This window comes from Alteromonas sp. KUL106 (assembly GCF_009811415.1).
In the GTDB taxonomy this organism is placed as follows: domain Bacteria; phylum Pseudomonadota; class Gammaproteobacteria; order Enterobacterales; family Alteromonadaceae; genus Alteromonas.
On record NZ_BLIG01000001.1, the window covers coordinates 397576 to 423917 of the forward strand.

27 protein-coding genes are annotated in these 26342 nt (G+C 44.7%); 15 read left to right on the top strand and 12 right to left on the bottom strand.

The window, feature by feature from the left end; genetic code table 11:
* Nucleotides 1-196: 196 nt before the first annotated feature.
* Together GVO63_RS01615 and yaaA are read right to left on the bottom strand one after the other, a co-directional pair.
* The gene (locus tag GVO63_RS01615; RefSeq protein ID WP_159577865.1) at nt 197-550 is read right to left on the bottom strand and encodes an RNA-binding protein; all 354 of its coding nucleotides are present in this window, start codon (nt 548-550) and stop codon (nt 197-199) included.
* Nucleotides 551-823: 273 nt separating this feature from the next.
* Complete coding sequence (yaaA, locus tag GVO63_RS01620) at nt 824-1600, bottom strand: peroxide stress protein YaaA (protein ID WP_159493601.1); 777 nt, start codon at nt 1598-1600, stop codon at nt 824-826.
* Between the two features lie 190 nt (nt 1601-1790).
* Between yaaA and GVO63_RS19480 the strand changes: the two genes are divergently transcribed.
* The 4 genes from GVO63_RS19480 (at nt 1791) to GVO63_RS01635 (ending at nt 5149) form a co-directional block, all read left to right on the top strand.
* On the top strand, nt 1791-1976 hold the full coding sequence (locus GVO63_RS19480; RefSeq protein ID WP_201281863.1) for a hypothetical protein: 186 nt from the start codon (nt 1791-1793) through the stop codon (nt 1974-1976).
* Between the two features lie 8 nt (nt 1977-1984).
* Nucleotides 1985-2944 (top strand): transaldolase, encoded by a 960-nt coding sequence (gene tal / locus GVO63_RS01625; RefSeq protein WP_159577866.1) that lies wholly within the window; start codon nt 1985-1987, stop codon nt 2942-2944.
* A gap of 15 nt (nt 2945-2959) precedes the next feature.
* On the top strand, nt 2960-4609 hold the full coding sequence (gene pgi, locus GVO63_RS01630; protein WP_159577867.1) for a glucose-6-phosphate isomerase: 1650 nt from the start codon (nt 2960-2962) through the stop codon (nt 4607-4609).
* 363 nt (nt 4610-4972) lie between these two features.
* On the top strand, nt 4973-5149 hold the full coding sequence (locus tag GVO63_RS01635; RefSeq protein ID WP_081765847.1) for a DUF3545 family protein: 177 nt from the start codon (nt 4973-4975) through the stop codon (nt 5147-5149).
* 139 nt (nt 5150-5288) lie between these two features.
* Here GVO63_RS01635 and ung read toward each other — a convergent pair whose 3' ends face one another.
* The 4 genes from ung to thrA all read right to left on the bottom strand — a co-directional run bounded on the left by ung (nt 5289) and on the right by thrA (nt 10848).
* Nucleotides 5289-5960 (bottom strand): uracil-DNA glycosylase, encoded by a 672-nt coding sequence (gene ung, locus GVO63_RS01640; RefSeq protein WP_159577868.1) that lies wholly within the window; start codon nt 5958-5960, stop codon nt 5289-5291.
* Nucleotides 5960-7243, bottom strand: a complete 1284-nt coding sequence (gene thrC, locus GVO63_RS01645; RefSeq protein ID WP_159493597.1) for a threonine synthase — start codon at nt 7241-7243, stop codon at nt 5960-5962. Before thrC ends, ung begins: the two co-directional genes overlap by 1 nt.
* Before the next feature lie 46 nt (nt 7244-7289).
* On the bottom strand, nt 7290-8234 hold the full coding sequence (gene thrB / locus GVO63_RS01650; protein WP_159493596.1) for a homoserine kinase: 945 nt from the start codon (nt 8232-8234) through the stop codon (nt 7290-7292).
* A 148-nt stretch (nt 8235-8382) separates the two neighbouring features.
* On the bottom strand, nt 8383-10848 hold the full coding sequence (gene thrA, locus GVO63_RS01655) for a bifunctional aspartate kinase/homoserine dehydrogenase I (RefSeq protein ID WP_159577869.1): 2466 nt from the start codon (nt 10846-10848) through the stop codon (nt 8383-8385).
* Nucleotides 10849-11176: 328 nt separating this feature from the next.
* Between thrA and GVO63_RS01660 the strand changes: the two genes are divergently transcribed.
* Nucleotides 11177-11329 carry a hypothetical protein gene (locus GVO63_RS01660; RefSeq protein WP_159577870.1) on the top strand — a complete coding sequence of 51 codons (153 nt, stop codon included), beginning with the start codon at nt 11177-11179 and terminating at the stop codon, nt 11327-11329.
* Here the strand turns inward: GVO63_RS01660 and GVO63_RS01665 are convergent.
* Nucleotides 11318-12196 (bottom strand): LysR substrate-binding domain-containing protein, encoded by an 879-nt coding sequence (locus tag GVO63_RS01665; RefSeq protein WP_159494210.1) that lies wholly within the window; start codon nt 12194-12196, stop codon nt 11318-11320. The genes GVO63_RS01660 and GVO63_RS01665 overlap by 12 nt on opposite strands.
* Before the next feature lie 189 nt (nt 12197-12385).
* Between GVO63_RS01665 and GVO63_RS01670 the strand changes: the two genes are divergently transcribed.
* Nucleotides 12386-13543 carry an S-(hydroxymethyl)glutathione dehydrogenase/class III alcohol dehydrogenase gene (locus GVO63_RS01670; RefSeq protein ID WP_159494209.1) on the top strand — a complete coding sequence of 386 codons (1158 nt, stop codon included), beginning with the start codon at nt 12386-12388 and terminating at the stop codon, nt 13541-13543.
* A 53-nt stretch (nt 13544-13596) separates the two neighbouring features.
* On the opposite strand, the gene GVO63_RS01675 is transcribed toward GVO63_RS01670, so the two are convergent.
* On the bottom strand, nt 13597-14241 hold the full coding sequence (locus GVO63_RS01675; protein ID WP_159494208.1) for a response regulator transcription factor: 645 nt from the start codon (nt 14239-14241) through the stop codon (nt 13597-13599).
* Nucleotides 14238-15533 carry a sensor histidine kinase gene (locus GVO63_RS01680; protein ID WP_159577871.1) on the bottom strand — a complete coding sequence of 432 codons (1296 nt, stop codon included), beginning with the start codon at nt 15531-15533 and terminating at the stop codon, nt 14238-14240. The genes GVO63_RS01675 and GVO63_RS01680 overlap by 4 nt, the downstream gene beginning before the upstream one ends.
* Nucleotides 15534-15706: 173 nt before the next feature.
* Here GVO63_RS01680 and GVO63_RS01685 point away from each other — a divergent pair, with 173 nt between their 5' ends.
* The 6 genes from GVO63_RS01685 (at nt 15707) to arsB (ending at nt 20199) form a co-directional block, all read left to right on the top strand.
* Nucleotides 15707-16468, top strand: a complete 762-nt coding sequence (locus GVO63_RS01685; protein WP_159577872.1) for a hypothetical protein — start codon at nt 15707-15709, stop codon at nt 16466-16468.
* Between the two features lie 153 nt (nt 16469-16621).
* On the top strand, nt 16622-17314 hold the full coding sequence (locus tag GVO63_RS01690; RefSeq protein WP_236552026.1) for a hypothetical protein: 693 nt from the start codon (nt 16622-16624) through the stop codon (nt 17312-17314).
* Between the two features lie 139 nt (nt 17315-17453).
* Nucleotides 17454-17798 (top strand): metalloregulator ArsR/SmtB family transcription factor, encoded by a 345-nt coding sequence (locus GVO63_RS01695; RefSeq protein ID WP_159494212.1) that lies wholly within the window; start codon nt 17454-17456, stop codon nt 17796-17798.
* Nucleotides 17799-17924: 126 nt separating this feature from the next.
* Entirely contained in the window at nt 17925-18392 is a 468-nt protein-coding gene (locus GVO63_RS01700; RefSeq protein WP_159577873.1) for an arsenate reductase ArsC, read from the top strand.
* Nucleotides 18392-19159 carry an arsenical resistance protein ArsH gene (arsH, locus tag GVO63_RS01705; RefSeq protein ID WP_159577874.1) on the top strand — a complete coding sequence of 256 codons (768 nt, stop codon included), beginning with the start codon at nt 18392-18394 and terminating at the stop codon, nt 19157-19159. Before GVO63_RS01700 ends, arsH begins: the two co-directional genes overlap by 1 nt.
* Before the next feature lie 11 nt (nt 19160-19170).
* Nucleotides 19171-20199 carry an ACR3 family arsenite efflux transporter gene (gene arsB, locus GVO63_RS01710; RefSeq protein WP_159577875.1) on the top strand — a complete coding sequence of 343 codons (1029 nt, stop codon included), beginning with the start codon at nt 19171-19173 and terminating at the stop codon, nt 20197-20199.
* 131 nt (nt 20200-20330) lie between these two features.
* Here arsB and GVO63_RS01715 read toward each other — a convergent pair whose 3' ends face one another.
* On the bottom strand, nt 20331-20729 hold the full coding sequence (locus GVO63_RS01715) for a response regulator (protein ID WP_159577876.1): 399 nt from the start codon (nt 20727-20729) through the stop codon (nt 20331-20333).
* A 179-nt stretch (nt 20730-20908) separates the two neighbouring features.
* Between GVO63_RS01715 and aceK the strand changes: the two genes are divergently transcribed.
* The 3 genes from aceK (at nt 20909) to GVO63_RS01730 (ending at nt 24987) form a co-directional block, all read left to right on the top strand.
* Nucleotides 20909-22648: a bifunctional isocitrate dehydrogenase kinase/phosphatase gene (gene aceK / locus GVO63_RS01720; protein WP_159577877.1), complete on the top strand. Its 1740-nt coding sequence runs from the start codon at nt 20909-20911 to the stop codon at nt 22646-22648.
* A 258-nt stretch (nt 22649-22906) separates the two neighbouring features.
* A complete protein-coding gene (locus GVO63_RS01725) occupies nt 22907-23587 on the top strand; it encodes a response regulator transcription factor (protein WP_159494200.1) in 681 nt (226 codons plus the stop codon).
* A complete protein-coding gene (locus GVO63_RS01730) occupies nt 23584-24987 on the top strand; it encodes a HAMP domain-containing sensor histidine kinase (RefSeq protein ID WP_159577878.1) in 1404 nt (467 codons plus the stop codon). Before GVO63_RS01725 ends, GVO63_RS01730 begins: the two co-directional genes overlap by 4 nt.
* 190 nt (nt 24988-25177) lie before the next feature.
* Here the strand turns inward: GVO63_RS01730 and GVO63_RS01735 are convergent, their stop codons facing one another.
* Together GVO63_RS01735 and GVO63_RS01740 are read right to left on the bottom strand one after the other, a co-directional pair.
* On the bottom strand, nt 25178-25738 hold the full coding sequence (locus GVO63_RS01735) for a DUF3833 domain-containing protein (RefSeq protein WP_159494198.1): 561 nt from the start codon (nt 25736-25738) through the stop codon (nt 25178-25180).
* A 57-nt stretch (nt 25739-25795) separates the two neighbouring features.
* Nucleotides 25796-26299, bottom strand: a complete 504-nt coding sequence (locus tag GVO63_RS01740; protein WP_236552028.1) for a chalcone isomerase family protein — start codon at nt 26297-26299, stop codon at nt 25796-25798.
* Between the last annotated feature and the right edge of the window lie 43 nt (nt 26300-26342).

The following is a 26342-nucleotide window of genomic DNA, read 5'->3' on the forward strand; positions in this document are numbered from 1 at the left end:
GTAAGGGAAACAGAAGTATTTTAAAGCAAACCACTCCCTGATGCTCGGTATCAGGGAGCAATAAGCGCGTATTTATTCACATAAAATCAGAGCGAATAGATGTACGCAAAGCGCCAACGATCATCTATTCGGACTGGTGTAAGTACAAACACGCAAACAAAGATGGGGCGTTTTATCACTTACGCCACCGTCGCAATTATTCGGGCCCGTTTTCACTTTTGTCATCATTACTCGCCACGGACCCCCACACGTTTTCTGGAATTACCCTAGGAGTTGAGGGTGCGGAATTTTCTGCAGCGGCTTGTTTCTTTTCTTGATTTGACCATTTAACGCGAATTTTCTTTCCGTCGATAACTTTTCCGTTTAGCGCTTTAATAGCGCTATCAGTTTCATCTTGCGTACTCATTTCGACAAAGCCAAAGCCTTTAGATAAGCCTGTAGCATCGTCCATTACCATGTCGCATGACACGATGGAACCAAATTCAAAGAACAGATCTTCAAGATTTTCTTGGGTAAAAGATTTAGGTAAATTGCGAACGAGTATGCTCAAAGTAGGACTCAGCTTAGTTGATGGTGTTTTATAGTGTAGCATGTGATCACAGGCTTTTTCTTGTCGTATCTGCTGCCATTAATAACCGAAAGAAAAAACACATGGCAAAACCAGACAGCCAGATGAAAGCGCACGCAAATGGACGACAAAGTCTCAGCGAGCGCTAATGGCAAATTGCCGCTGAATAAACGGCGGCAAATAATAAAATTAACAACGTTGAAATGAACGTACACTGCGCTTTTTCAGCGCCTAGTGATCAAAACGGAAAACAGCTTACTCTTCTTGATTGCGAAGAAAAACCAGTTCTGTTGATGAACTCTGTTCTTCGCTGAACTGGTAACCGTCTACGTCAAAGTTTTTCAAGCCCTCTACGTCTTCTACGCGGTTTTCAAGAATATAGCGCGCCATCAAGCCACGTGCTTTCTTAGCAAAGAAGCTGATAATTTTATATTGGCCGTTTTTGCAATCTTTAAAGGTTGGCGTAATGATCATGCCGTCTAAGGACTTCTTCTTCACGGCTTTAAAATACTCATTCGAAGCCAGGTTGACCAACACGTTATCCCCTTGCGCTTCCAACGCCTTATTCAGCATATAGGTAATGCGGTCATCCCAAAACGCATACAGGTCTTTGCCTTCAGGGTTCGCTAATTTAGTCCCCATTTCTAAGCGATAAGCCTGCATTAAATCTAGCGGACGAAGCAATCCGTAAAGACCTGAAAGAATACGAAGATGCTTTTGCGCATATTCAACAGTGTCGGCATCAAGCGAGTAGGCATCTAACCCTGTGTAGACGTCGCCATTAAACGCATACATAGCTTGGCGAGCGTTGTCAGAAGTGAACGGTGTAGAAAATTCAGCGAAGCGATTAGCGTTTAAAGTAGCTAACTTGTCGCTAATCTTCATTAGAGAAGATAAATCAGCGGGTGTTAACGTTCTGCATACTTCCATGAGTTTTTCAGTATCTTCAAGCATTGAAGGCTGAGTGAACTGATTTACTGGAATGCTGCTTTCAAAATCTAAATTTTTCGCTGGGGATACTACAACTAACATTTCGACTCCTTAATTTTTACGCCGCTATTGTATCACTTCATACGCCTTAAAAAGCTAAATGGCATAAGAAAGACGTAAATTGGCTTAACAGAGAAATCCGATTAGCCATTTTGTCATTATCTTATGTATAAATTTTCACACGGGTTTGATATAAATAGGGTTATAAACAATTATTCAAACAATAAATCAGATGCATCTTTTCGTTGTGTGTCTTGATGACCAAAGCGCTACATCTATTTTTGCCGCCTTCCCAAAGGGAAAGCGCATTAAGCAAAAAGAAAACGCAGGCGCAACACCCTACACACGCGCAAGCGAACCGTTTTATTCAACTGGCTTTTCCAGCGAGTTGTTCAAACTTATTATTGATAAAGAATAGAGAGAATTATGAGCAATCAGTTAGCTTCATTACGTGATATCACTACTGTAGTTGCCGACACGGGCGACATTGATGCCATTAAAAAGTATCAACCTGTTGATGCCACTACTAACCCGTCGCTACTTTTAAAAGCGGCTAGCCTTCCACAGTATGCAAGCTTAATTGACGACGCTGTTGCGTGGGCAAAACTTCAGTCTAACGATGCTGATCAGCAACTGACAGACGCATCAGACAAACTTGCCGTGGCTATTGGTAAAGAAATCTCTGCAACCATTCCTGGTCGTATTTCAACAGAAGTAGACGCACGCCTTTCGTTTGACACCGCAGCGACTATCGAAAAAGCCGAGCGCTTAGTTCAGCTATATGAAGACGCTGGCATCGATAAGTCACGCATTCTTATTAAAATTGCCTCTACTTGGGAAGGTATTCAAGCGGCAGAAGCGCTAGAGAAAAAAGGCATTCAATGTAACCTTACACTCCTATTTAGCTTTGCCCAAGCACAAGCGTGTGCTGAAGCTGGCGTCTACCTAATATCTCCCTTCGTGGGCCGTATTCTAGACTGGTACAAAAAAGCCACCGGGACAGAGTCATACGCGCCAGATGAAGATCCAGGCGTAGTATCAGTAACGAAAATTTATAACTACTACAAAGAACACGGCTACAGCACAGTAGTAATGGGTGCTAGTTTCCGTAATATAGGTGAAATTCAGGCGTTAGCGGGTTGTGACCGCTTAACCATTAGCCCTGCACTCTTGGAAGAGCTGGCAAATGAACCTGGTGAACTAGAAGTAAAACTTAAAGACAATGGCGCAACAAAAACACCCGGTGACCGCTTAACAGAAAGTGAATTCCGCTGGGCCATGAACGAAGACGCTATGGCAACTGAAAAGCTGTCAGAAGGCATTCGTAACTTCGCTGCCGACCAAGAAAAACTTGAAACCATGCTTCGTGAAAAACTAAGCGCATAAGGGACGGACTAGACAATGAGTACGTTAACTTCTCTTCCTGAGTGGAAAAAGCTGTCTGAAATTGCTTCATCGGTAAAAGGCGCCCACATGCGCGACTGGTTTGCACAAGATGCTAGCCGCGCGAACAAGATGCAGCTTGAAGCCTGCGGTATTTTTCTTGATTACTCAAAAAACCGTGTAAACGACGAGGCGCTTAAAGGGCTTTTTGACCTAGCCCGTGCATGTAAACTAGAAACCCTTCGCGACGCTATGTTTTCTGGTGAGCAAATTAACTCAACAGAAGGCCGTGCTGTGCTTCACACCGCACTTCGCAACTTCTCAGACCGAAAAGTGTTGGTTGACGGCGAAGACGTGATGCCTGAAGTACATGCCACACTTGCTAAAATTGAAGCGTTTACTGCATCAATCCACAGCGGTGAACACAAAGGCTATACGGGCAAACCCATCAAGCAGATTGTAGCAATTGGTATTGGTGGCTCGTTCCTTGGCCCTAAGATTATGACAGAGGCACTTAAACCGCACACGGTTGATGCTGTTAAGGTCCACTTTGTTGCCAACGTAGATGGCTGTCATATTCATGATGTGCTATCGAGCATCGATTTTGAAGAGACCTTGGTAGTGATGTCATCAAAGTCTTTCTCTACCCAAGAAACGCTTCAAAACACTATCACCGCAAAAGAGTGGTTTTTAAAATCTGGCGGTACACAAGAAGATATCGCTAAACACTTTGTTGCAGTGTCTTCAAACGTTAAAGCGGCCACCGAGTTTGGTATTAGCGCTGATAATATCTTCCCAATGTGGGATTGGGTAGGCGGTCGTTACTCGTTGTGGTCTGCCATTGGTTTACCGATTGCCCTCGCCCTGGGCTTTGAAAACTTCAAGGGGCTGCTTGAAGGTGCGTTTGAAATGGATACCCATTTCACCACCGCGCCGCTTGAAGAGAACATGCCTGTACTGCTTGGTCTATTGGGTATTTGGTACAGAAATTTCTTCGACGCACAGTCTCACGTTTTACTTCCATACTATCACTACCTTCGCGGTTTACCTGCCTACGTTCAGCAGTTAGACATGGAGAGTAATGGTAAAGAAGTAACTCAAGAAGGTGAAAATGTTGACTACCCTACTGGCCCTATTATTTGGGGAAGCGAGGGTACAAATGGTCAGCACAGTTTCCATCAACTTATTCACCAAGGTTCTGGCGTTATCCCAGCAGACTTCATGCTGCCCCTTAATGTGCCGAATCAAGACAACACGCATCATGCCATGCTCGCATCCAACTGCTTCGGTCAAACCCAAGCGTTGATGCAAGGTAAAACGTTTGAAGAGTGTTATGCAGACCTTGACGGTAAAGGCTTAGACGACGCTGAACGCAAGCGTTTGGCCGCTCACAAAACTATGCCTGGTAACAAACCTAGCAATACTTTCTTGTTTGATAGTCTGACACCTAAAACACTTGGCGCGCTGGTTGCAATGTATGAGCATAAGGTATTCGTTCAGGGTGTTATCTGGAACCTTAACTCATTCGACCAATGGGGCGTAGAGTTAGGTAAAGTACTAGGAAACCAAGTACTTGCAGGCATTCAAGGCGAAGCAGAAAAAGACAATTTTGACGCTTCTACTCAACAATTGATTGCCAAATTCAGAGCAGCGAATGCACCAAAATAAGGAATGCGAGGTGATGTAAAATCACCCACTTGGTGCAAATAACAAACTGGACGGCCGGCTTTTTCGAAAGCTGGCCGTTTTTTGTTGCGGTATTCATCAGCTATACGACAGACACTTTTTGACATCCGTAACACTATGTATTTGGTCACTAATAATACAAGAAGGATCAAATACATAAAGTTATTGTCTACGCTGTAAACATACTGAGTATTGCCTTACCCATGTCATCACATTGTCACAATTTGTTAATAAAAGGTAAATTAAACTATTTTATTTTAGTGGCGGCTGTGATACAAAATTGTACAGAGGGAATTAAAAACAAAAACTCTGTATTAGTTGTAGTGGTATAAAAAGGAGATCCCAGTGGATAAATCAGATCTATTTGCCATGTTAGACATCGAAGCAAGCCCAGCAAAAACGAAAAGCAAAAAACGTAAGTGGAGAGAGATCGAAGCGCTAAGAGACAGATACGCATTGGAGAAAGAGCTCGCTGAACTCGATTGTGGTTTCGAGTACGAGTTAGAAACACTGGAAAGATAAAATAAAGGCCGCCTGTTACACAGGCGGCCTTTTTACTTTCTAGCATGCGGTGAATGCTTCACCTGCAAGCGTGGTATGTTTTGCGTGTGCGTTGCTGTTAACTCAAACGCTGTATAAACGCTTGTTAAAAGCCTGGCTACTATACCTGCCAATCAATGGGGGTTTTGCCCTTTGCAATCAGGTATTCGTTGGTTTGGCTGAAGTGTTTACAACCTAAAAAGCCTCTGTGTGCTGATAACGGCGACGGATGGGGCGCATGTAAGACTTTGTGTTTTTCACGGTCTATATGCTTGCCTTTCTTTTGTGCGTGGCTCCCCCACAAAAGGAACACCACGTCGTGGCAATGCTCATTGACTACATCGATCACTTTATCGGTGAAGTTTTCCCAGCCCCACTTCGCGTGGCTGTGCGCCTTTCCCTGCTCTACCGTAAGAACAGTATTGAGCAGCAATACGCCCTGTTCCGCCCATGACGTTAGCGTGCCGTGGTTAGGCTCGGTAAAACCATCGATGTCGGTCAACAACTCTTTGTACATGTTCTTAAGTGACGGTGGTGTTTTAACGCCTGCTTTCACCGAAAAACAAAGTCCATGGGCCTGATGAGGTCCGTGATATGGGTCTTGACCTAATATCACAACCTTAACCTGGTCTAGTGGTGTGTATTTAAGTGCGTTAAATACATCAGGCTGAGGCGGATAGATAACACTTCCCGCCTCTCGCGCGAGCTTCACGCGCTCAAGCAACGCAACAAAATAGTCTTTTTGCTTTTCATCGCCGAGCGCGCTTTGCCACGTAAAAACCTCTGACGTCATTACTTAAGCAAATCCATCATGTGCTGCTTTAGTGCATCATAAGACGCTGGTAAGTCGACCGCTAAGCTGTCTTCACCTGCAACGTCAGCCAACGGCTTTGGTAAGCTAATTGGATTACCCAATACATTTTCTACCGTTTCTCTAAACTTAGCAGGGTGCGCAGTACCTAAAAACAAACCAATTTCGCCCTCCTCTAGGTCGTGACTTACCGCTCGATACGCAATGGCAGCATGTGGCTCACTCGTATAACCTTGCTGAGCCAATTGACGCATGGCTAGCTGCGTGTATTCTTCGTCTACCATTTCACCTTTAAGGCACGCTTTATCGATGTAACCACGCTCGATAAGCGCCTCAATACGCGGCCAGTTATTTGGCTGACTAACGTCCATCGCATTAGACATCGTGGCAACGGTCGTTTTAGGCGCCCATTCACCTGTTTTAAGGTAGCGAGGTACAGTATCGTTTAAGTTAGTAGCCGCAATAAAACGTTTGATAGGTAACCCCAACGATTTAGCAATCATACCCGCGGTAAGATTGCCAAAGTTTCCACTGGGTACTGAAATAACGAGCTGGTCGCGTTTCTCTTTTGGCAACTGACTTACCGCTTCAAAGTAATAGCACACTTGAGCGAGTAAACGACTAATATTAATTGAGTTTGCTGAGTTAAGGTGTAGGCCTTCACGAACATCGGGGTCGTCAAACGCAGTTTTCACTAATGATTGACACGCATCAAAGTCAGACTCCACAGCCACAGTATGAATGTTACCGCCTAGCGTAGTAAATAGCTTTTCTTGCAGCGCGCTGATCTTGCCTTTCGGGAACAAGATAACCACATTGATATTGTCTATACCGTGGAACGCGTGCGCAACGGCAGCCCCCGTGTCACCGGAAGTCGCAGTAAGAATGGTTACTGGCTTACCTTCGCTAATGCGCGAAAGCGTTTGGGCCATAAAGCGACCGCCAAAATCTTTGAACGCCAGCGTTGGGCCGTGGAAAAGCTCCAGGCAGTAAACGTTATCATTGACTTGTTCAACGGGTGCACCAAAAGCAAAGGCGGTTTGTACAATTTCTTCTAGCTCGCCATTGTTCAACTCATCGCCGATAAGCGCGCGAAGCACTTCAATACTGCGCTCGACAAAAGGTTTCTCCAATAATTCGTCAATATTATCTAGGGTAGGAATCTGCTCTGGGAAATAAAGCCCTTGGTTTTTACCTAAGCCTCGCTTTACGGCCTCAGCAAAATTTGCTGTGTCCGATGAATCTTTTAAATTTACCAATTCCACTTGCTGTTACCTTTTTAGTTGGGCACGTACTCTGCCCTTTTAATCTTTAATAAATGACTGTGCCTTGGCTTGGTATTTGGCACACATGGCTAAATCCATCTTCATTTTGAATGTAGTTCGCTGTTAAATAGGCAGCGACATTTTCCGCCTGCGCTTTGCTCGGGCACACTGCAAATACCGTTGGGCCTGAACCCGAAATACCAAATGCTAGTGCTCCCGCCTGCTCACTGAATGCGCGCGCTTCATCAAAGCCGGGCAGCAGGGATTTTCTATAAGGCTCGGCAATAACATCGTTCATGACAGACGCTGCCAAGTCAAAGTTCCCCGTATGTAAGGCGTGAACAAACACCCCCAACTGTCGACCAAACGTTAGCGCTGTAGCCATCTCTACTTGCTTCGGTAAGATATCGCGAGCGGCGGCGGTGGATACACTAATGCCCGAATAGCAAACGGCATAGTACCATTGGTCGTTTAAAGGCAGCGACAGCGTGACCGGCGTGTCGCTACCAGTCATTAATGTCATGCCACCTAAATAACAAGGCGCAACATTATCATAGTGGATACTGCCGCTTATTTGGCCTTCCAATTCGCCCATCATAACAAGCAGCGTGTCTTCATCAAACGGGGTGTCAAAATAAGCATTCAACGCGGCAAAAGCAGCGACAATAGAACTTGCGCTAGAGCCCAACCCACTGCCTATAGGGAGGTTCTTGTGCAGCGTAAGTGCAACAGGAGACGTTGTTTTTCCGACCTTTTCCATTTGCTCACAGAAATAGTGATAGCACTTCGTTACGATGTTGCTATCTGCATCACCTGGAAGTTTATGAGCAAAGCGCCCCACTGTTTCTAAAGAAAATGATTCAGCTGCTTTTATTTCAACTTCATCACCCAACTTGGTGCCGTCAACCGGTGCCAACGCCGCACCTAAAACGTCAAAGCCTAAGCTTACATTTCCAATTGATGCTGGCGCAAAGGCCGTAAATGCTTTCATATTATTTCTCTTACTTCGCTTGCGACATAGCTCAATGCATTAGCGCCATAAATTGATGCCATCAAATCCATAACCCAAGTCGCACCCTCGTATCTTTTACTTTAACCGCTTTTTGATAATGCTGAGCATGCTAAGCGCTCGTTAATGGTTAGTGCGCCATTTGTTTCCACGGCATGGTACGCAGAATGTCGGCAAATACGCCCGCAGCAGTAACTGTACCACCCGCACCATAACCTCTAATTACATAAGGAATTGGGCTGTAGTAGTCACTGTTAATCGCGAGGGCATTTTCCCCATCTTTTACTTGTGAAAGCGGGTTACTTGCCGGTACCGCCTGAATGCTCACTTTGCATTTACCGTCTTCAATGCTGCCGATATAGCGAAGCACTTTGCCTTCGGCCTTGGCCGCTTCAACTTTCTCATTCATTGAGGAATCTAACTCAGGTAATTGCTGCATAAACTCGTCAACGGAACAGTTTTCAGCAAACCCTTCAGGCAGCACAGACTCAATTTCAATATCAGAAAGCTCAAGTTCAAGATCGGCTTCACGTGCCATAATAAGTAGCTTACGCGCCACGTCCATACCGCTTAAATCGTCACGTGGGTCAGGCTCTGTAAAACCGTTATCTTTGGCGGTCTGTGTCGCTTCCGATAGGCTCATACCCTCTTCAAGCTTGCCAAATACATAAGACAAACTTCCCGATAAGATACCTTCAAAGCGATGCAGTATATCACCTGCACTGAATAGCTTTTGTAAGTTATCAATAACAGGAAGACCTGCGCCAACTGTGGTCTCGTAGAGGTATTGGCGATTTGTAGAAAGTGCCGTTTTGCGCAGTTTACGGTAGTAAGACATAGCGCTGGTGTTTGCCTTTTTATTAGGCGTTACCACGTGAAAACCGCTTTCCATCATGTCTACGTATTGCTCAGCAATAGCTTCATGACTGGTGCAATCAACGATTACTGGGTTTACCAAACTATTATCGTTCGCAAACTGATGCAAACGTTCAACACTTAACCTTTCGCTGGCCGACTCGAGCGCCGCTTTCCAGTCACCGCTTAAATCGACGCCTTGGCTGTTTAGCAGAAGCTTTCGGCTGTTCGCAATGCCATAAACACGCAGCTGAATGTTGCGCTTCAATAATGCTGGCTGTTGCTTCTCTATTTGACTCAACAGTTCAGTTCCCACGTTGCCACACCCTACAAGGAACACATCGATGGTATGGCGGTCAGAGAAAAAATTCTGGTGAATAACCTTAACCGCTTTCTTAGCGCGCTTACTTTCAATTACAGTAGAAATAGAGCGCTCTGACGACCCCTGAGCAATGGCTACGTTATTCACTCTTGCTTGTGCAAGTGAGTTAAAGAAACGTGCCGCTAGGCCTTTAGTTTGACGCATACCATCGCCCACCAAAGTAACAATGGCCAGGTCGTGACGCACTTCAATAGGATCAAGTAGCTGATTTTGAAGCTCAAGCGCAAACGCATCTTCAAGTAGGGTCAACGCGCGATTAGCGTCTTTGCTTTGAATACAGAAACTGATTGAGTACTCAGAAGAAGACTGTGTAATAAGGCTAATTGAGATATTCGCATTGGACATCACCTCAAACACACGACTTGCCATGCCAACCATGCCTTTAAGGCCCGGACCTGCAACGTTAAACATCGTTACATTGTCAAGCTGTGAAATGCCTTTAACCGACGTCCACACTTCGCTTTTTTCATTGCTTATTAGCGTACCTGGCGCAACTGGGTTTAGTGTATTTCTGATTAAACAAGGAATATGGTGCTGTGCAATGGGGCCGATTGTTTTCGGATGAAGAACTTTGGCACCAAAGTAAGACAGCTCCATCGCTTCTTGATACGTCAACTTATCAAGCAGCACTGCACCTTCTACTTGGTTAGGATCTGCGTTATAAACACCGTCTACGTCAGTCCAAATTTCACAACAGTTTGCGTCAATACACGCCGCTAAGATTGCAGCCGAATAATCTGAACCATTGCGACCAAGCGTCACTTTTTCACCCGCGTCATTTGCCGCAACAAACCCAGGCATCACCAAAAACTCACTGCCATCAGTAGGGACATCAGAAAAGCGCGCTTTACTTAGCGATACATCAGCAATGCTGTCTAAGTAATCGCCTTCTGCAAGCACATACTTAACCGGGTCGATGACGCGATTGATAATTCCTTTAGCAGACAGCATAGAGCTAAAAAGCGTTACCGAGATGTACTCACCAATACTTAGAATACCGGCAGCAACATTATCGGGTGCAACACCTAGCAGCTTAATCCCTTCAAGGTGCTGTTTTAGCACTGATAAGTGACTATTGATGAAATCTAGCACGCTTGCATGTGCAAACCCGTCGAGTTCTTCGTTTAGGTTGTTGGCAATGCCGGTAACCGTGTCATTCAACTTATCGAATAATGGCTGGAAATCTTCACCCGCGGCTGCCTGTTCACATAATAGTGAAAGCGCGTTCGTTACCCCCTTTGGGGCAGAGAGTACAACCGCAGCACCGTCGGTTTGGTGGGTCGCCGTGCTAATCTCCATAACGCGCATGTATCGCGGTGCATCGGCTAGAGAAGAACCCCCAAACTTTAAGACTTTCATATGCTGCTCCTTAAGGTTACGCATGCTAAAACGTGTGTAAAAAAAAGCCCGCTCTGTGTTAGGCGGGCTTTCGTTGTCTTTTGCTTACTTGCACTAGTCAGCGACCGCCCTTTTTAAGGTGGTAATTAACATAATGGTGGTGCGAGTAAGTAGAATCTTTTTCATACAAGCAATTTGCCGTATAGACGTCTATATGTCAACCGCAGTTTTCACCACACTGTATTGCAAAAAGTGAAACACTCTCAAATTAATATTGCTTTTTAAGGTACAAACCTTGATTCCAGCGTGTTCAATCGCTACTCATTTCAGGTTTGTGGAACCGATACGCATGGCTAAACACACGCTGAACGTTGCAGTATTTCTGCACCCTCAAGCCAGCGATTACGAGCATTTTAAGTCTCGCTTAGTGGGCAATTATCTATGCGGATTGGTATTACTAGCGCGGATTGGTATTACTAGCGAATGCTCATCAGCTATCTGAAACGATATATTGCGCTAGAAAATCAACCAGCAATCTAATTTTAGGCGCAACATTTCGGTTTGAAGGAAATACAGCCCAAATAGCCTCTTGCTTATCTTTATATTCGGGAAATATTTCTATTAACTGACCAGAGGCTAACGCTCCACGTACGTAAAAGCCGGGAAGCTGCGCGATACCCAAGCCTGCAATTGCTGCGCTACATAGGGCATTTCCACTGTTGTATCGTACTCTCCCCTGCACAGGGATTGATTGGATCTTATTGTCGACAAGCAAACGCCAATAGGGTTGTGACCCCACCAACAGCGAGTGACTCTTTAGCTCGTCGATACTTTGAGGCTGGCCTTTCTCTGCAAAATAACTCTTGCTGCCACACACGAACAAATGGCGTGTAGCGAGCTTTTTAGCAACCAGTGTGGAGTCTTCTAACTTGCCAATACGGATGGCAAGGTCCAGACCTAACTCAACAATATCGAGTTTTTCGTTTGAGAACGTGCACTGCACACTTATCCCAGAATATTTTTGCATAAAGGTATTGAGCAATGGCGCTATGAAAGCCTCGCCAAAAGCCACAGGCGCAGTGAGTTTGATTAGCCCTTGGGGCGACGCTTGGTGAGCGCTCACTGATAGCTGTGCATCTTCAAGGGCTTTTAGTGCAGGCAATGCCTGCTGAAAATATTGTGTCCCTGCTTCTGTTAGGGATACGCTTCGCGTTGTACGCTGTAATAGCTTAACGCCAAGTTGCTTTTCAAGTGAGGCGACTTTACGGCTTATCTGCGCCACCGACGTATCGAGTTTATTCGCTGCGCCGGTAAAATTTCCTACCTCAGCCACTGCACAGAACTCAGCTATTCCTTCCAAATACTTCATCGATGCCACTCACTCATTAAACGTTGTTCAACGCAGTCCCCTTGTCTTTGAATGCATTCTATTTTGTTCACCCTATTATTACAAATATGAAAAAATGATTTACTAAAACCGTATTTATAATTCGTCATCCGTCTCCTATACTCTGGCTTATTAATCATAATCAAATTATTGATATAAAGGAGTGATGAGATGGCGTCGTTCAAAGATTCGTTAAAGGAAGGTCAAACGCATATTAAGTCGAAAGCTGCAGTGGCTTGGGGCCCAGGTGAGCCGTTGAAAATGGAAGACGTTGACGTTGAGCTTCCAAAGAAAGGAGAAGTGCTTGTACGCATCGTTGCGACAGGCGTGTGCCACACTGACGCGTTTACATTGTCAGGTGATGATCCTGAAGGCGTATTCCCTTCAATTTTAGGCCACGAAGGCGGCGGCATTGTCGAAATGGTGGGAGAAGGCGTAACCAGTGTAGAAGTTGGCGACCATGTAATTCCTCTTTACACCGCTGAGTGTGGCGAGTGTAAATTCTGTAAATCAGGTAAAACTAACCTTTGCCAAGCGGTACGCGAAACGCAAGGTAAAGGCCTGATGCCAGATGGCACAAGCCGATTTTCAAAAGATGGCGAACCTATTTATCACTACATGGGCTGCTCAACGTTTTCTGAGTACACGGTTTTGCCAGAAATATCGCTCGCGAAAGTGAACAAAACAGCCCCATTAGAAGAAGTGTGCTTACTTGGCTGTGGTGTGACAACCGGTATGGGCGCCGTGCTTAAAACAGCAAAAGTCCAGAAAGGCGATACGGTTGCTATCTTTGGTTTAGGCGGTATCGGTCTATCTGCCATTATTGGTGCACGCATGGCGGGTGCCGGGCGCATCATTGGTATTGATATTAATGAAAGTAAGTTTGACCTGGCAAAGCAGCTTGGTGCAACTGATGTGGTTAACCCACAGAATTTCGACAAGCCTATTCAGGAAGTGATTGTTGAAATGACTGACGGTGGCGTTGATTACTCATTTGAGTGTATTGGTAACGTGAACGTCATGCGCTCTGCCCTTGAATGTTGTCATAAAGGCTGGGGTGAATCGGTAATCATCGGTGTAGCGGGCGCCGGTCAAGAGATATCAACACGTCCATTCCAGTTAGTTACAGGTCGAGTTTGGCGCGGCACTGCATTTGGTGGCGTAAAAGGTCGCTCAGAACTGCCTGGCATTGTAGAACAATACTTAAATGGAGACTTCGGCCTTCAAGAATTTATCACTCATACTATGGGTCTTGATGATATTAACGATGCATTTGATTTAATGCATAAAGGCGAGAGCATTCGCTCCGTTGTGCATATGAATAAATAATCTCAGTCTCTGCTCTGCCAAGGAGAAGCGCTGCTTCTCCTTTTATCCATTTTTTACAATATCCCCTGCTCTAGCGCTTTGAGAACGGCCCTCGTTCTGTCTCTCACACCAAGCTTAGCCATGACCGATGAAACTTGATTTTTAATAGTCCCCGTTGATTTAAACATCGCATCCGCAATTTCCTTATTGCTATAACCTGCGGCAATCAAGCGAAGTATGTCGACTTCCTTCTCAGTAAGGGGCTCGGGTGTTTCAAACGACTCAAACTCTACGCTAAGTCCTTTCAAGCTCTGCAACACCTTTTCCGTTACCGCGGGCTGAATAAGCGTTTTGCCATTTTTTATTTGTGTAATAGTGTCAACCAGGGTCTCGAGCGACACATCTTTAAGGAGATATCCTTTTGCTCCGGCACGCATAGCGCCGTTTACCAGTTCATGATCATCAAACGTAGTGAGCATAAGCACCGGCGTACACACTCCCTTTTCACTCAGCGCAAGCAAAGTATCGATACCCGATAGTTTGGGCATGCGAATATCCATCAATATCACATCGCAATTCGACCCGTTTTCACTGTCAATTAGCTGCTGCCCATTTTCATATTCGCCAACCACTTCAAGACTATCGTCTAGCCCTAAAAGGGATTTAATGCCCTCTCGCACCAGCATTTGATCTTCAACTAAAATAAGGCGTGTTTTCATTCGCCCTCCGGTATGTGAATTGCGATACAAAATCCTTGTTCAATTTTCTGCCAGCTGATGGTTCCATGTAATTCGTGCACCCGCTCTCTCATACCTTTTAGGCCATTGCCTGCCACCACATGACTTGAAATGTCTGATTCGCTCGGCCCTTCTTCCTTTTGAACGCCTTCTGCACAAACGCCTTCTGAATAGCTACATGGTGCTTTGTCGAATGATGGCATGCTACTTTGCCGAACTCTATTTGGTTTATAGTCAACCTTGCCCGGCCCCCTACTATCTCGCATTAGTAGTTCATAAGTTCCCTTGCGTTGCGTAAGTGATATGGAGAAATAATCCGCCTGTGAATGACGAATGACATTGGTTAGCGCCTCCTGCATACTTCGCAAAAGGCAATCGGCCACTCGAACGTTGGTTAACACCATATTATCGTCAATGTGTAAATTTACCTTCGGTCGGGGCAGGTCTTTAATCAACGCGTTTACCGCTAACGAAAAATCAATAGCCGCATTTTCTCGGATGTCAGAAATCGCTTCTCTAACATCAGAAAGCAAAAGTTTTGCAATACGATGGGATTGATCAACATGCTGCTTTATAGTTTGCGATTCTGTACTTTCTAATAACTCAGCTTTTCTCGATGCGACTTGTAAATTAATGGTGAGCGCCGTTAAATGATGCCCTAACACATCGTGAATATTTCGCGCTATGCGCAAGCGTTCGTCCTGAGTAAGCGCCTGCTTCATGAGCTGCTGAGTGCTTAATAATTGTCTGTTCAGCGCATCGGCCTCTTCTCTTGCCTTGGACTCTTTAATCGCCGTGTTTGACATGATCATGGCAAACAAATTAAACGTCCAAAAAAGTGCGCCAGTTAACAACGCATACTGCTCATTCCACACTACGCTCTGAATAATGACGGTGGGCAGAGAAATGGGAACAGAAAGCGCTACGCACAGCTTCCACGGAAAATAATAAGGGAGAATTGCGCTCCATATCACTATAAAAATGGCGAGGTATACATAGGGAACAACCCACTGGCTAGCGATTGCAATGAAATACATGAAACCCAATAGATATAGACGTGAGTTAAAATTTGCTCGGTGTTTGCTCATGGTGATGAAGCAAATAGCCAGTGTAATGAAAATGGTTGCTGCAGATAGCGTGCGCCAATGCACTAAAGAAAATTGATTTATAAGAAAGTAAAGCGCTGAGCAACTAATCACCAACCATGTAATACCGGCAGAGACATTCTCTACATCCATTTTCACCTGCCAATGAGCAGGGATTGAAATTTTCATTCGTTCCAAACTACCTTTATCTTTTCATTCTTATAGCGCTACTTTGACAAAAAACACGATCCAATGCATAGGCCAGAAGTCACTTTTTATCTCGTGACTTCTGGCACTTTTGTCAATCTCGTGAAGTTATCACTATAGACCGATAATTTTGTTCATTGCCAAAGGAAAGCAAGATGCAAACAATACACGGTTTCATAGTAGGGCTTCACATTGTCACGGGCGCTCTATCACTTTTACTGTTTTGGGTACCCAGTCTCACGAAAAAGGGGGGAAAAGCCCACAGGCGATATGGTGACTATTACATAAAAGCAATGCTTTTTACCTCTATCAGTGGCGTTATCAGTTCCACGATGGTTCTATTTATTCCGCTTGTTATCTACCCAACGATGCCCGAGCACTTTGAATCGGTTGCCTATTTCACCGCATACCTAAGGGGCCAATATATCTTTTTATTGATGTTGAGCTTGTTAGTGTGGAACAACGTTCGGCATGCAGTGACGGTACTCAAGGTGAAACAGAATCTTAATAAACTGCGCACTATCGAGTATCTATGGCTACCCGCTCTGCTTTTTGCCGTAGCGTGTATTGCGCTGTATCAGGGCCTCACGTACGGCATTACCTTAACGTGTATTTTTGCACCCATTGCACTGTTAAATGCTATTGGTATAGCGCGCTATGCTTTTCAAAAAGACATTCTTGTTGGTGCGTGGGTCACGGAGCATATTGGACATATCATCGGCTCCGGTATTGGCGCTTACACTGCATTTTTCGCCTTTGGCGGTCGCACATTGTTCGAAGGCTCTCCATCACTACAAATAGTCAGTTGGGTTCTCCCCGCTCTCATCGGCGTTCCTTTTTCAATATGGCTAAGCTGTAAATATAAGCCGACGACACCTGATCATAAGACCTCGTTGATAAAGTCAGCCAAAGGCTAAGCTCATCGTCTAGATTGAGACTGGGAATGACGCTGGTTCGTAACACAAAGCGGCTGTTAAAACCTTAGCAGCTGCTTTTGTTGCTTGGACAATGGCACGCACTTGTGTAACGTAAGAAGTCATAACAATGTCTGCGTTAACATAGAGATCGGAATGATGAAAAAGCCCCAACCAGCAGCGCTTACAAGAATGAAAGATACACCATCATTACAAAAGCCTACATTTGTACTCGCTTTTACGGCTGCGTGTTTCAGCTTAGGACTCGGGTTCAGTGCCGGCGCGAACGCCTATCATGAAGACAATTCAACACCGCAAACAAATGACGAAAAGCAGATGAATTCCATACCCACACTCGCAACACTTACAAACTATCAAGAAAACGCGCCATTTATGGTTTCCTCGGGGTTGCCTGATGCCGCTCACCTTTCTTTACTAAAAGAGAAAGGGGTGACTCACGTAATAGATTTAATTCCCGGCGATAGAGCGAGTGAAATTCTTACTACTTCAGAATTAGGGCTCGATTACTTTAATGTGCCTGTTGATTGGGAAGGACCTACATTGGCTAACTTTCTAAATTACGCAGCATTTATGCAAAACGTAGATACCAGTAAAGACAAGGTACTCACTCACTGTAGATTGAACTGGCGGGGGGCCGCTTTTACCTACCTTTATAGAATTAACGTACTGGGCGAAAGTGAACCCACCGCGAAGAAAGACCTCATGGCCATTTGGCACCCGAATCCTACGTGGTACGCGTTTATGAACGAAGTTATCTCCCATTACAATGAAGTAAACGGTAAACAAGTAGCGATGTCGTTTGAGGCAGCCGCTCCTGAAAATCATTAGATTTCAGGACAACTTAAATCGTGTTTTCTAAATCACTTGATTCTTATTAAACACATATGAAATTTCGCATGCGTTATTGACGCATATGAAATTTCATATACGATATATCATATACGAAATTTCATATGTGATGTTTTTTATGTCGACTTGTTCTGAACCTGCACAACTAGCGCCCTTAGCATTTTTCAAATGCCTTTCAGAAGACACCCGCTTAAAGACGCTGCTTATGCTTAGCGTAAAAGGCGAACTGTGCGTGTGTGATATCACCGACGCGCTTCAATTAAGCCAGCCAAAAATCTCGCGCCATCTTGCAGATTTACGAAAATGCGGTTTAGTGCTCGATACCCGTAAGGGCAAATGGGTGTATTACCAACTTCACCCTGACTTACCTGTTTGGGCATTAGACGTTATCAAAAACACTGCGTCCAATAATCATGCATACATCGATGAACCATTAGCGAACTTGTCCTGCGAGAGTTGCTAACGCTCACACACTTTGTTGTACATCAGTAGTGTGATTGTCCCTAGCACATTGCAAACTTTTTTTAATTTTTTCAATTTTTTTGATAGCTATCTGACGTAGCTTCAGCCATTTAAATAAGGTTTTTATATGAAGATTTTATACATTTGTACGCACAACCGTTGCCGCAGTATCCTTTGCGAAGCCATCACTAATGCTTCTAACGGCAATGTAGAGGCGCGCAGTGCGGGCAGTCAGCCCGTCGGTGAAGTACACCCTCTTTCTCTGAAATACCTTGCAGAACGTGGGTTTAACACTCACGGTCTTCAAAGCCAGTCGTGGGATGAATTTGAAGATTATGATGCCGATCTTGTCGTGACTGTTTGCGATTCAGCTGCCGGCGAGTCATGTCCTGTTTATTTTGGTAAATCACTCAAAGTGCACTGGGGCTTAGAAGACCCGTCGAAACTAGAAGGTAGCGATCAAGAAAAGGCCGATGCATTTAACAACACGATCGATATTATTGAAAATCGTGTGGTGGCATTAGCAGAACTTGCCGAGAAAAACTTAGATAGAGCAGCACTTAAACATGCACTATCAAAATTAGGCGCGCAATAATGAGCCAAGGCGAATCAATGAATCAAGATATACGTGGCGGTCTAGAAACATCAGCGGTCGAAAGCCCCTCTGATAACGTGATAATGGCGCAAATGCACAAGCCTGTTATGGCCAATTTTGCCTCAACGTTTTCAGAGCATAAGCCTCGCATTTTGTTACTTTACGGCTCGCTCAGAGAACGCTCTTACAGCCGCTTAGTCGTTGAAGAGTCAGCGCGACTACTTGAATACTTTGGCGCAGAAGCCAAAATCTTTGACCCTCTCGGTTTACCGCAGCCAGATACTGAAGATGATTCGCATCCCAAAGTGAAAGAGCTGCGCGAACTTATGATGTGGTCTGAAGGGCAAATTTGGTGCTCCCCCGAGCGTCACGGCAGCATGACCGGCATTATGAAAAGCATGATTGACTGGGTACCACTTAGTCTTGGTGGTGTGCGTCCAACCCAAGGAAAAACACTCGCTATCATGCAAGTATCCGGTGGTTCACAATCGTTTAATGCGGTAAACCAAATGCGTATCTTGGGCCGCTGGATGCGCATGTTAACCATCCCTAACCAGTCTTCTGTAGCAAAAGCATTTCTAGAATTTGAAGATAATGGTCGGATGAAACCGTCCCCCTACTACAACCGCATTGTGGACGTAGTAGAGGAATTGGTGAAATTTACTTTGCTCACCCGCGACAACAAAGACTTTTTAGTTGATCGCTATTCTGAGCGCGTTGAAAGCGCAGAAGAAGTGAGTAAGCGTGTTAATCAAAAATCGATATAAGGCGAATCAAAATGGGTTTCTTTGAGCGTTATCTCTCAGTGTGGGTTGGCCTTTGCATCATTGCTGGTGTGGGCTTGGGGAGCGCAATGCCAAGCGTATTTGAGTCTATTGCTGCCCTTGAATATGCACATGTGAACCTAGTAGTGGCGGTGCTTATTTGGCTAATGATTTACCCAATGATGGTACAAATAGACTTTGGCTCGATAAAAGACGTAGGTAAAAAACCAAAGGGCCTTGTGCTTACGTTAGTAGTCAACTGGCTTATCAAGCCTTTCAGTATGGCGCTATTAGGATGGCTATTCTTTAAGGGTATTTTTGCCGACTGGGTAGACCCACAAACTGCAACAGAATACATTGCAGGCATGATCCTACTGGGTGTTGCTCCATGTACAGCGATGGTTTTCGTGTGGAGTCACCTCACCAAAGGCGATGCTAACTACACGCTGGTGCAGGTTTCAATTAACGACCTTATTATGGTTGTCGCGTTTGCACCGCTTACAGCCCTGCTGCTTGGCGTGACAGATATCAGCGTACCTTGGGATACTCTAGTGCTGTCAGTTGCACTTTATGTCGTGTTGCCATTAACTGCGGGTTACCTCACTCGCAAGCACCTAGAGAGTAAGCGCGCAAAAAGCGAAGGCACTTCAGCAATTGATGCATTGGTCAATAAATTCAAGCCATTTTCCATGGTAGGCTTGCTCTTAACTATTGTTATTTTATTTGGCTTACAGGCCGAAACCATCATATCGCAGCCGCAAGATATCGTGCTTATAGCGATACCTTTGCTTATTCAAACGTACGGTATTTTTGCCATTGCCTATATCGCAGCAAAACGCATGAAGCTACCGCATAACATCGCAGCGCCAGCCTGTATGATTGGCACGTCGAATTTCTTCGAACTCGCAGTTGCAGTGGCCATCTCTCTTTTTGGACTTCATAGTGGTGCGGCGTTAGCAACAGTAGTGGGTGTATTGGTAGAAGTGCCGGTTATGCTTTCACTGGTGTGGTTCGCTAACAATACCCGACACTGGTTTGACTGATGAGAAATGTTTGTGTAGGACGGTGAATATTTTCTTGTTCAAGTAACGACATGTTCATCCTAGTAAATCGCTATATACTGTGAAAAAGAGCAACCGCTGAGGTTAGCTCTTTTTTTTTTGTGATATAGCGACTATACAGCCATTGCGGTTTGATAGGTGTCCGGCAGGATAAAACCAAAGCGGCAGAGAATGGTTTTCAACGCTTCCCGCTTTATCGGCTTCTCAATGAAAGATAAAGCCCCTAACGACATGACCTTTTCTTGCATCAATGGTTGAATGTCGCCGGAGATAACAATAACGAATACCTCAATCTGACGACACTTTATTTCGCTTAGTACGCTGAGTCCGTCTAAAACAGGCATGGTGAGATCGAGCAGAACCAAGTCAATGGTGTGATGTGCCAATACTTCCAAAGCATCCATACCGTTAGATACTTCATAGACAGTGTCGGCGAAGCCATCTGGCAAATTATTTCTTGCCATCTTTCGCGCTAACGACGAATCGTCACAAATAAGAACATTAAAACCCATCGACTACAAACTTATAAATGGTTATTAATCCGCCGATAGAATACATTAAACGAAAGTATAATAAAATACGAAAAACCGCGAATAATGCGTAACTTATTCTGGCTATAAATCAAAGTATCCTCTGCAAAAGAGGGTGTTTATGGTAAATAGGACTAATAACAGAACAAGGAAATACGCCCATGCAAGAGTTGGCTCCCAGTGATGATAAGCAATTAGTGAAAAAAGTTGCCTATCAGATTTTGTCTCATTTCGATAAAAGCTATCGATGGTTTACCCGAATTACCCGTGGTGCTCAGGAACGGTTCGAAAAGGGAAACTGGAAAGAGACCCAGCGTGCATCAAAAGAGCGTATTACTATTTATGAGCAAAGCCTTTCTGACGCAGTCGCTGAAATCTATCAGCTTACTCAAGTGCATCAAAAAGACGATGCATTCTGGCAGGAGCTTAAGAAAGTCTTCGCTATGCTGTTAGAAGGTCACCCACAGTTTGAACTTGCCGAAACGTTTTACAACTCGGTTATTGGCCGTTTGTTCAAACATAGAAAGATCGATAACGACATGATGTTTGTTCTACCGAGCCGCTGTTTTCTGCCTGGGCAAGACAGAGATAAAGTGATAAACAGCTTTGACACCACGACAACGGTTCGCGAAATGTACGAATCGATCTTCAAAATATATCGCTACAACATTCCCTTTGAAGACTTCGAAAGAGACTTACAACACTTAGAAAAAGCCCTTCGCACAAGATTGAATAAAGAGCAGTTGGCGAGCGTTCAGGCCGTAGAAATACTTAAACCTACTTTCTTTCGTGGAAAGGCCGCTTATTTGATTGGCCGAATTTGCATGCCGGACGAAACGTTACCCTTTGTCATTGCTATGCGAAGATACAACGAACCGTGCATGTTCGTTGACGCCCTGCTCACCGACCGCAAGGATTTAAGCGTTATTTTTGGTTTTGCTCGCAGCTATTTCATGGCTGATACTCAAAACCCAGCCGAAGTCGCGGCTTTTCTCCAAGAGCTTTTGCCAAATAAAAAGCATTTCGAACTTTACATGGCCATGGGGCATTACAAACACGGCAAGACCGTTTTTTATCGAAACTTCTTACAGCATATGGAGGAGTCTGACGATAAATTCGAAACAGCGCCCGGCATTCGCGGCTTAGTGATGATGGTTTTCCATTTGCCCTCTTACGGCGTGGTATTCAAGATCATTAAAGATGAATTTGCAGAAAGTAAGAAAATCACCCGCGATCACGTTAAAGAATGCTACAAGCTCGTAAAGATGTCCGATCGGGTGGGTCGAATGGCCGACACTCATGAGTATGTCAATTTTAGATTCCCTCTAGACAGAATGGAACCTGACCTCATCAGCGAACTTAAAGAAACCTGTGCGTCGAGTCTAGAATTTACTGATAACGAGCTGATTATCAAACACATGTACATAGAGCGAAAAATGACCCCGCTCAATTTGTACTTGCAAGAAGAAACCGATGAAGAAAAAATCACGCGCGCGCTTGATGAATTGGGGCTTTGCATTAAACAGATAGCAATGGCCAATATTTTCCCCGGCGATATGCTTCACAAAAACTTTGGTATCACTCGGCACGGCCGCGTCATTTTCTATGATTATGATGAAATTTGTTTAATGAACGAACGTAACTTCAGGGCACTTCCAAAGTCAGATGATCCGTATGCCATCGACACATTATCCGTTGCGCCTAACGACGTTTTCCCAGAGCAATTTGAACACTTTATCGTAGGTAAACGTAAGTTTAAAGATATCTTGAAATCACTGCATGGCGATTTGATGACCCCGGAATACTGGCATGAAGTACAAGAGAAATGCGCACGGGGTGATGTTCAACATTTCACGCCATACAGCGCAACAATGCGCTTTGACAGAGGAGAGCAGCAATAGCAGCCCTTTTTGAGGTTATCACCAGTATACTAGTTCGCATAGATAATCCCCTTCTGAGTGGGCAATTATCTATGCGGCTTGGTATTACATGCATAAACGCTTAAAAGTGATCGTTTCATTACGTCATGTTCGTAAAAGATACACAAAGCGTTAATGCTTTTCGATTGCTTGAATTCCTTGCTATTAAAAAACCGACAAAAAAGGTAATAGCAACGCCAACCAAGCGTGTAAACGTTGATAACCAAAAGAAGCGTAATAATGAAAGTGCTACTTGTAGAAGATGATCCTAAAGTTGCCTCGCACATTGCTAATGGACTATTGGGCGAAGGGCATGAGTGTATTACTGTGGGTGATGGAACATCAGGCTATAGGGAGGCGTCCAACAACGAGTTAGACGCGGTCATATTAGACGTGATGCTACCCGAACTCGACGGTTTTTCTGTATTAGAAAAACTTCGCGAAGAGGGAAATACGACACCTGTATTGCTGCTGAGTGCTAAAAGCCAAGTTGAAGATAAAGTTAAGGGCCTTCGTACAGGCGCTAACGATTATTTGACCAAACCTTTCGCTTTTGAAGAGCTTCTGGCTCGTGTTGAAGGGCTGGCCGGACGCAACAAAGAGAGCGAAGATAAAACGCTAATTAAGGTAGGCGACTTAACACTGGATTTGGTTAATCGTAAAGTTTTGCGTGGCGACCAAGAGATTGACCTACAGTCTAAAGAGTTTCAATTGCTTGAATGCTTGCTACGCCATAAAGGCAAAGTGGTAACACGCAGTATGCTTCTAGAGCAAGTATGGAACTATCATTTTGACCCACAAACAAACGTAATTGATGTTCACATTAGTCGATTACGTCAAAAAGTGGATAAGGCGTTTAACGTTCCATTAATTGAAACAGTAAGAGGCACAGGGTACCGCATAGCGGACGAGCTTGCATGATAGCAATACGCGACTTTACGCGCAGCTCTAGTTTTCGCGTAGGCGTGTTGCTCACTACATTAGCTTGCATAGCCATTGTGCTTATCGTTTATTTTTGGCGGCTAACCAGCAGTGATTTGTTTATTTCAGAATCCAATGCGGCGGTTAGCGCCAAAACTAACGCATTGATAACACTTCACGATAATCTCGGCATAGAAGCGGTTATCGCTGCAATCAATTCAGAAAATCCCGCTCCTGACACTTCGAATGCTCGCTCTCACGATGCGGTCTTCAACAATTTACGTTCCTTTGTGGCGCTGAGTAAAGATAACCAGATTGTCGCGGGCAATTTGTCTTCCGTACCTCTCGTACTAGAACGCCATCAAGGTGGGAGTTTTAACACTGCTGAAATCGCGATTACACACCAAAACAGCGATTCACGAAAAATACTCCATCAAGCCCTGATGAAAGAAGCGACGTTAGGCGCCTATGAGCTGTATGTAGGGCGAGGCATCGATGACTTGTACAGCGCGCAATGGTTCGGTAAAACCTTCAGCTGGATCATCGTTGTGTTGCTTTGTACGCTAAGTGTGTTGAGTTTCGCCATTGCCGTTTATGTGGTGAATCGTATTAATCGTATGTCGCAAACCGCCGATAAAATTATTAAAACAGGCAGCCTCCAAGAACGCCTTGAAATAGACAGTAACTGGGACGATTTAAGCAGCCTCTCATTCGTTTTTAATCAAATGCTCGATACTATCGAAAGCTCTGTCAATAATATCAAGTCGGTCACAGACAGCATTGCTCATGATTTGCGAACGCCGCTGTCCAGGCTTCGCAACACGTTAGAAAAAATTGAAGACGACGAACTTCGCAGCGAGACTACGCAGGAAGCGGACAACCTGCTTAATATGTTCAACAGCCTTTTACGCATAAGTGGTCTTGAAACCACGAACAAAAAAGAAGGCTTTTGCAGCACTAACGCACTGGCCATTGTGGAAGACGTCGTTGATCTTTATCAACCGCTTGCCGAGGAACGACACATCCAACTTTCAAGTCAGCTTGAAGATATAACCATGCTTGCCGATCCTAATTTGCTGTTTCAAGCAGTGGCCAATGTGTTGGACAACGCCATTAAATATTCAAATGAAAATAGTGTTGTCACCGTTCAGCTAACGACGACCGCCCGCCATATCGTGATTGCCGTTAATGATGCGGGAATTGGTGTAGGTGAACACGAGATTTTGAATTTAGAGCGTCGGTTCTATCGCGCTGACGGCAGTAGAACAAGCAAAGGAAATGGCTTAGGGTTATCACTCGTCTCGGCAATAGTGAAGCTTCATGATGGGCAAACCTGGTTTGTACACGACCCGCTAATGAAAGGACATGGATTAGGCGTGGTATTTTGTTTTCCTCGATAATAATCAGGCGTTTAAAAGAGAGTATATAATCCGATAAAACACGTGGTTTTAGACACGGCTCCTTGCAAAGTGCAGATAAAACCGGTCCGCATAGATAATTAACGAAATGCTGCGTCTTGGTTAGACGCTGACCTACCAATACATAACGCTCAGAGGCCAGCGGCATTTTCAAGAATAGATGGCTTACTTTTTAATCCGTTTGCTTCTGCATAAATATGGTAACTTCTGCCATCACGATACCGAACTTTCGAATGTACGAACGGTTCATCATCGTGCTGTCATCAAAGGCCCAAAACCAATCATCGAAAGTGACTGAATACGTGGTGTCATCGACTGGTAAGTCCATCTCATAGTGAAAGTTAAACGCATTGCCATAGCTGGTGCCCTTCGCCGGCCCTTCGATGTCGCTCGCGCGCCCAACAAAAGAATTATCGCTCTGTTTCACGATGGTCCACGTGCGGGATGTTGGCCCCTCTCCCACGCCATATTCAAAAGTTTCATCAAGCGTTAATGTGTCGCCTTCTATCGCGCCATCGATGTTAACAACAAACCTCTGCACCACCTCGCCTGAGCGATTCTGTACAATGCCCCACGCTTTAACATTACCATCAAAAAACTGCTCAATATCGAATACGGGAGACACTGACTTGTAGTCTTCGCCTTCAACGGAAACGGAGCACCCGGACAGACCCGCCATTGTCAGCGCAGCGAAACCTAACCCTAAACACAGTTTCATCGTATTTTTTATCATTTTAATCATCCTGCTCAACTAATCATGTAACTCGGTCATGTCGATTCGCCGACGGCACTAACCTTTTCCGAGTAATTTTGTTCTAAATTTTGGCTCTGACGTTTTATCGCTTAACCAAATATCAAAAAAACGCTGTGTAAATGTTTTATCATCTACCTCATCAGCTTTTTTTCCGTTCACGTAAAACACGCTAGTACCTTCTTTTGTCGCGATCCCGGTAATAACGTCTCCTTCCCTCACGTCAGGAAAAATGTCTTCCATCAGAGCCAGCCATTTCTGTGCGTTATCTGAAGATACATCCCCTTGCTTTTTCATTTCATCAATGGACCGCTCTGCAATTTTTTTCCCTTCAAGTTCTCGTTGATAGGTCAAGCGTAGGGCAAACGGAGGCGCATTGTTGTATGTTCCTTCAGGGGCAAATAATTCACCGGTATAAACATCCCAAAAGTAATAGGAAAACATGCCTTTACCCACAAGTTTTGCTTGGGGCACATATGCTTCTATTGTGTCGCCGCCCGCCTTCTGTGAATTTGCATCCTGTGCAATCACCTTATTCGACATAAATATTGCTCCGACCATAAGGAATAGGAAAAAAACATGAGTT

Bases quoted from the DNA above. Each gene is read 5' to 3' on its own strand.
- yaaA (WP_159493601.1), bottom strand. From the start codon at position 1,600: ATGTTAGTTGTAGTATCCCCAGCGAAAAATTTAGATTTTGAAAGCAGC.
- GVO63_RS19480 (WP_201281863.1), top strand. From the start codon at position 1,791: ATGCATCTTTTCGTTGTGTGTCTTGATGACCAAAGCGCTACATCTATT.
- tal (WP_159577866.1), top strand. From the start codon at position 1,985: ATGAGCAATCAGTTAGCTTCATTACGTGATATCACTACTGTAGTTGCC.
- pgi (WP_159577867.1), top strand. From the start codon at position 2,960: ATGAGTACGTTAACTTCTCTTCCTGAGTGGAAAAAGCTGTCTGAAATT.
- ung (WP_159577868.1), bottom strand. From the start codon at position 5,960: ATGACGTCAGAGGTTTTTACGTGGCAAAGCGCGCTCGGCGATGAAAAG.
- thrB (WP_159493596.1), bottom strand. From the start codon at position 8,234: ATGAAAGCATTTACGGCCTTTGCGCCAGCATCAATTGGAAATGTAAGC.
- thrA (WP_159577869.1), bottom strand. From the start codon at position 10,848: ATGAAAGTCTTAAAGTTTGGGGGTTCTTCTCTAGCCGATGCACCGCGA.
- GVO63_RS01660 (WP_159577870.1), top strand. From the start codon at position 11,177: ATGGCTAAACACACGCTGAACGTTGCAGTATTTCTGCACCCTCAAGCC.
- GVO63_RS01665 (WP_159494210.1), bottom strand. From the start codon at position 12,196: ATGAAGTATTTGGAAGGAATAGCTGAGTTCTGTGCAGTGGCTGAGGTA.
- GVO63_RS01670 (WP_159494209.1), top strand. From the start codon at position 12,386: ATGGCGTCGTTCAAAGATTCGTTAAAGGAAGGTCAAACGCATATTAAG.
- GVO63_RS01675 (WP_159494208.1), bottom strand. From the start codon at position 14,241: ATGAAAACACGCCTTATTTTAGTTGAAGATCAAATGCTGGTGCGAGAG.
- GVO63_RS01680 (WP_159577871.1), bottom strand. From the start codon at position 15,533: ATGAAAATTTCAATCCCTGCTCATTGGCAGGTGAAAATGGATGTAGAG.
- GVO63_RS01685 (WP_159577872.1), top strand. From the start codon at position 15,707: ATGCAAACAATACACGGTTTCATAGTAGGGCTTCACATTGTCACGGGC.
- GVO63_RS01690 (WP_236552026.1), top strand. From the start codon at position 16,622: ATGATGAAAAAGCCCCAACCAGCAGCGCTTACAAGAATGAAAGATACA.
- GVO63_RS01695 (WP_159494212.1), top strand. From the start codon at position 17,454: ATGTCGACTTGTTCTGAACCTGCACAACTAGCGCCCTTAGCATTTTTC.
- GVO63_RS01700 (WP_159577873.1), top strand. From the start codon at position 17,925: ATGAAGATTTTATACATTTGTACGCACAACCGTTGCCGCAGTATCCTT.
- arsH (WP_159577874.1), top strand. From the start codon at position 18,392: ATGAGCCAAGGCGAATCAATGAATCAAGATATACGTGGCGGTCTAGAA.
- arsB (WP_159577875.1), top strand. From the start codon at position 19,171: ATGGGTTTCTTTGAGCGTTATCTCTCAGTGTGGGTTGGCCTTTGCATC.
- GVO63_RS01715 (WP_159577876.1), bottom strand. From the start codon at position 20,729: ATGGGTTTTAATGTTCTTATTTGTGACGATTCGTCGTTAGCGCGAAAG.
- aceK (WP_159577877.1), top strand. From the start codon at position 20,909: ATGCAAGAGTTGGCTCCCAGTGATGATAAGCAATTAGTGAAAAAAGTT.
- GVO63_RS01725 (WP_159494200.1), top strand. From the start codon at position 22,907: ATGAAAGTGCTACTTGTAGAAGATGATCCTAAAGTTGCCTCGCACATT.
- GVO63_RS01730 (WP_159577878.1), top strand. From the start codon at position 23,584: ATGATAGCAATACGCGACTTTACGCGCAGCTCTAGTTTTCGCGTAGGC.
- GVO63_RS01735 (WP_159494198.1), bottom strand. From the start codon at position 25,738: ATGATAAAAAATACGATGAAACTGTGTTTAGGGTTAGGTTTCGCTGCG.
- GVO63_RS01740 (WP_236552028.1), bottom strand. From the start codon at position 26,299: ATGTCGAATAAGGTGATTGCACAGGATGCAAATTCACAGAAGGCGGGC.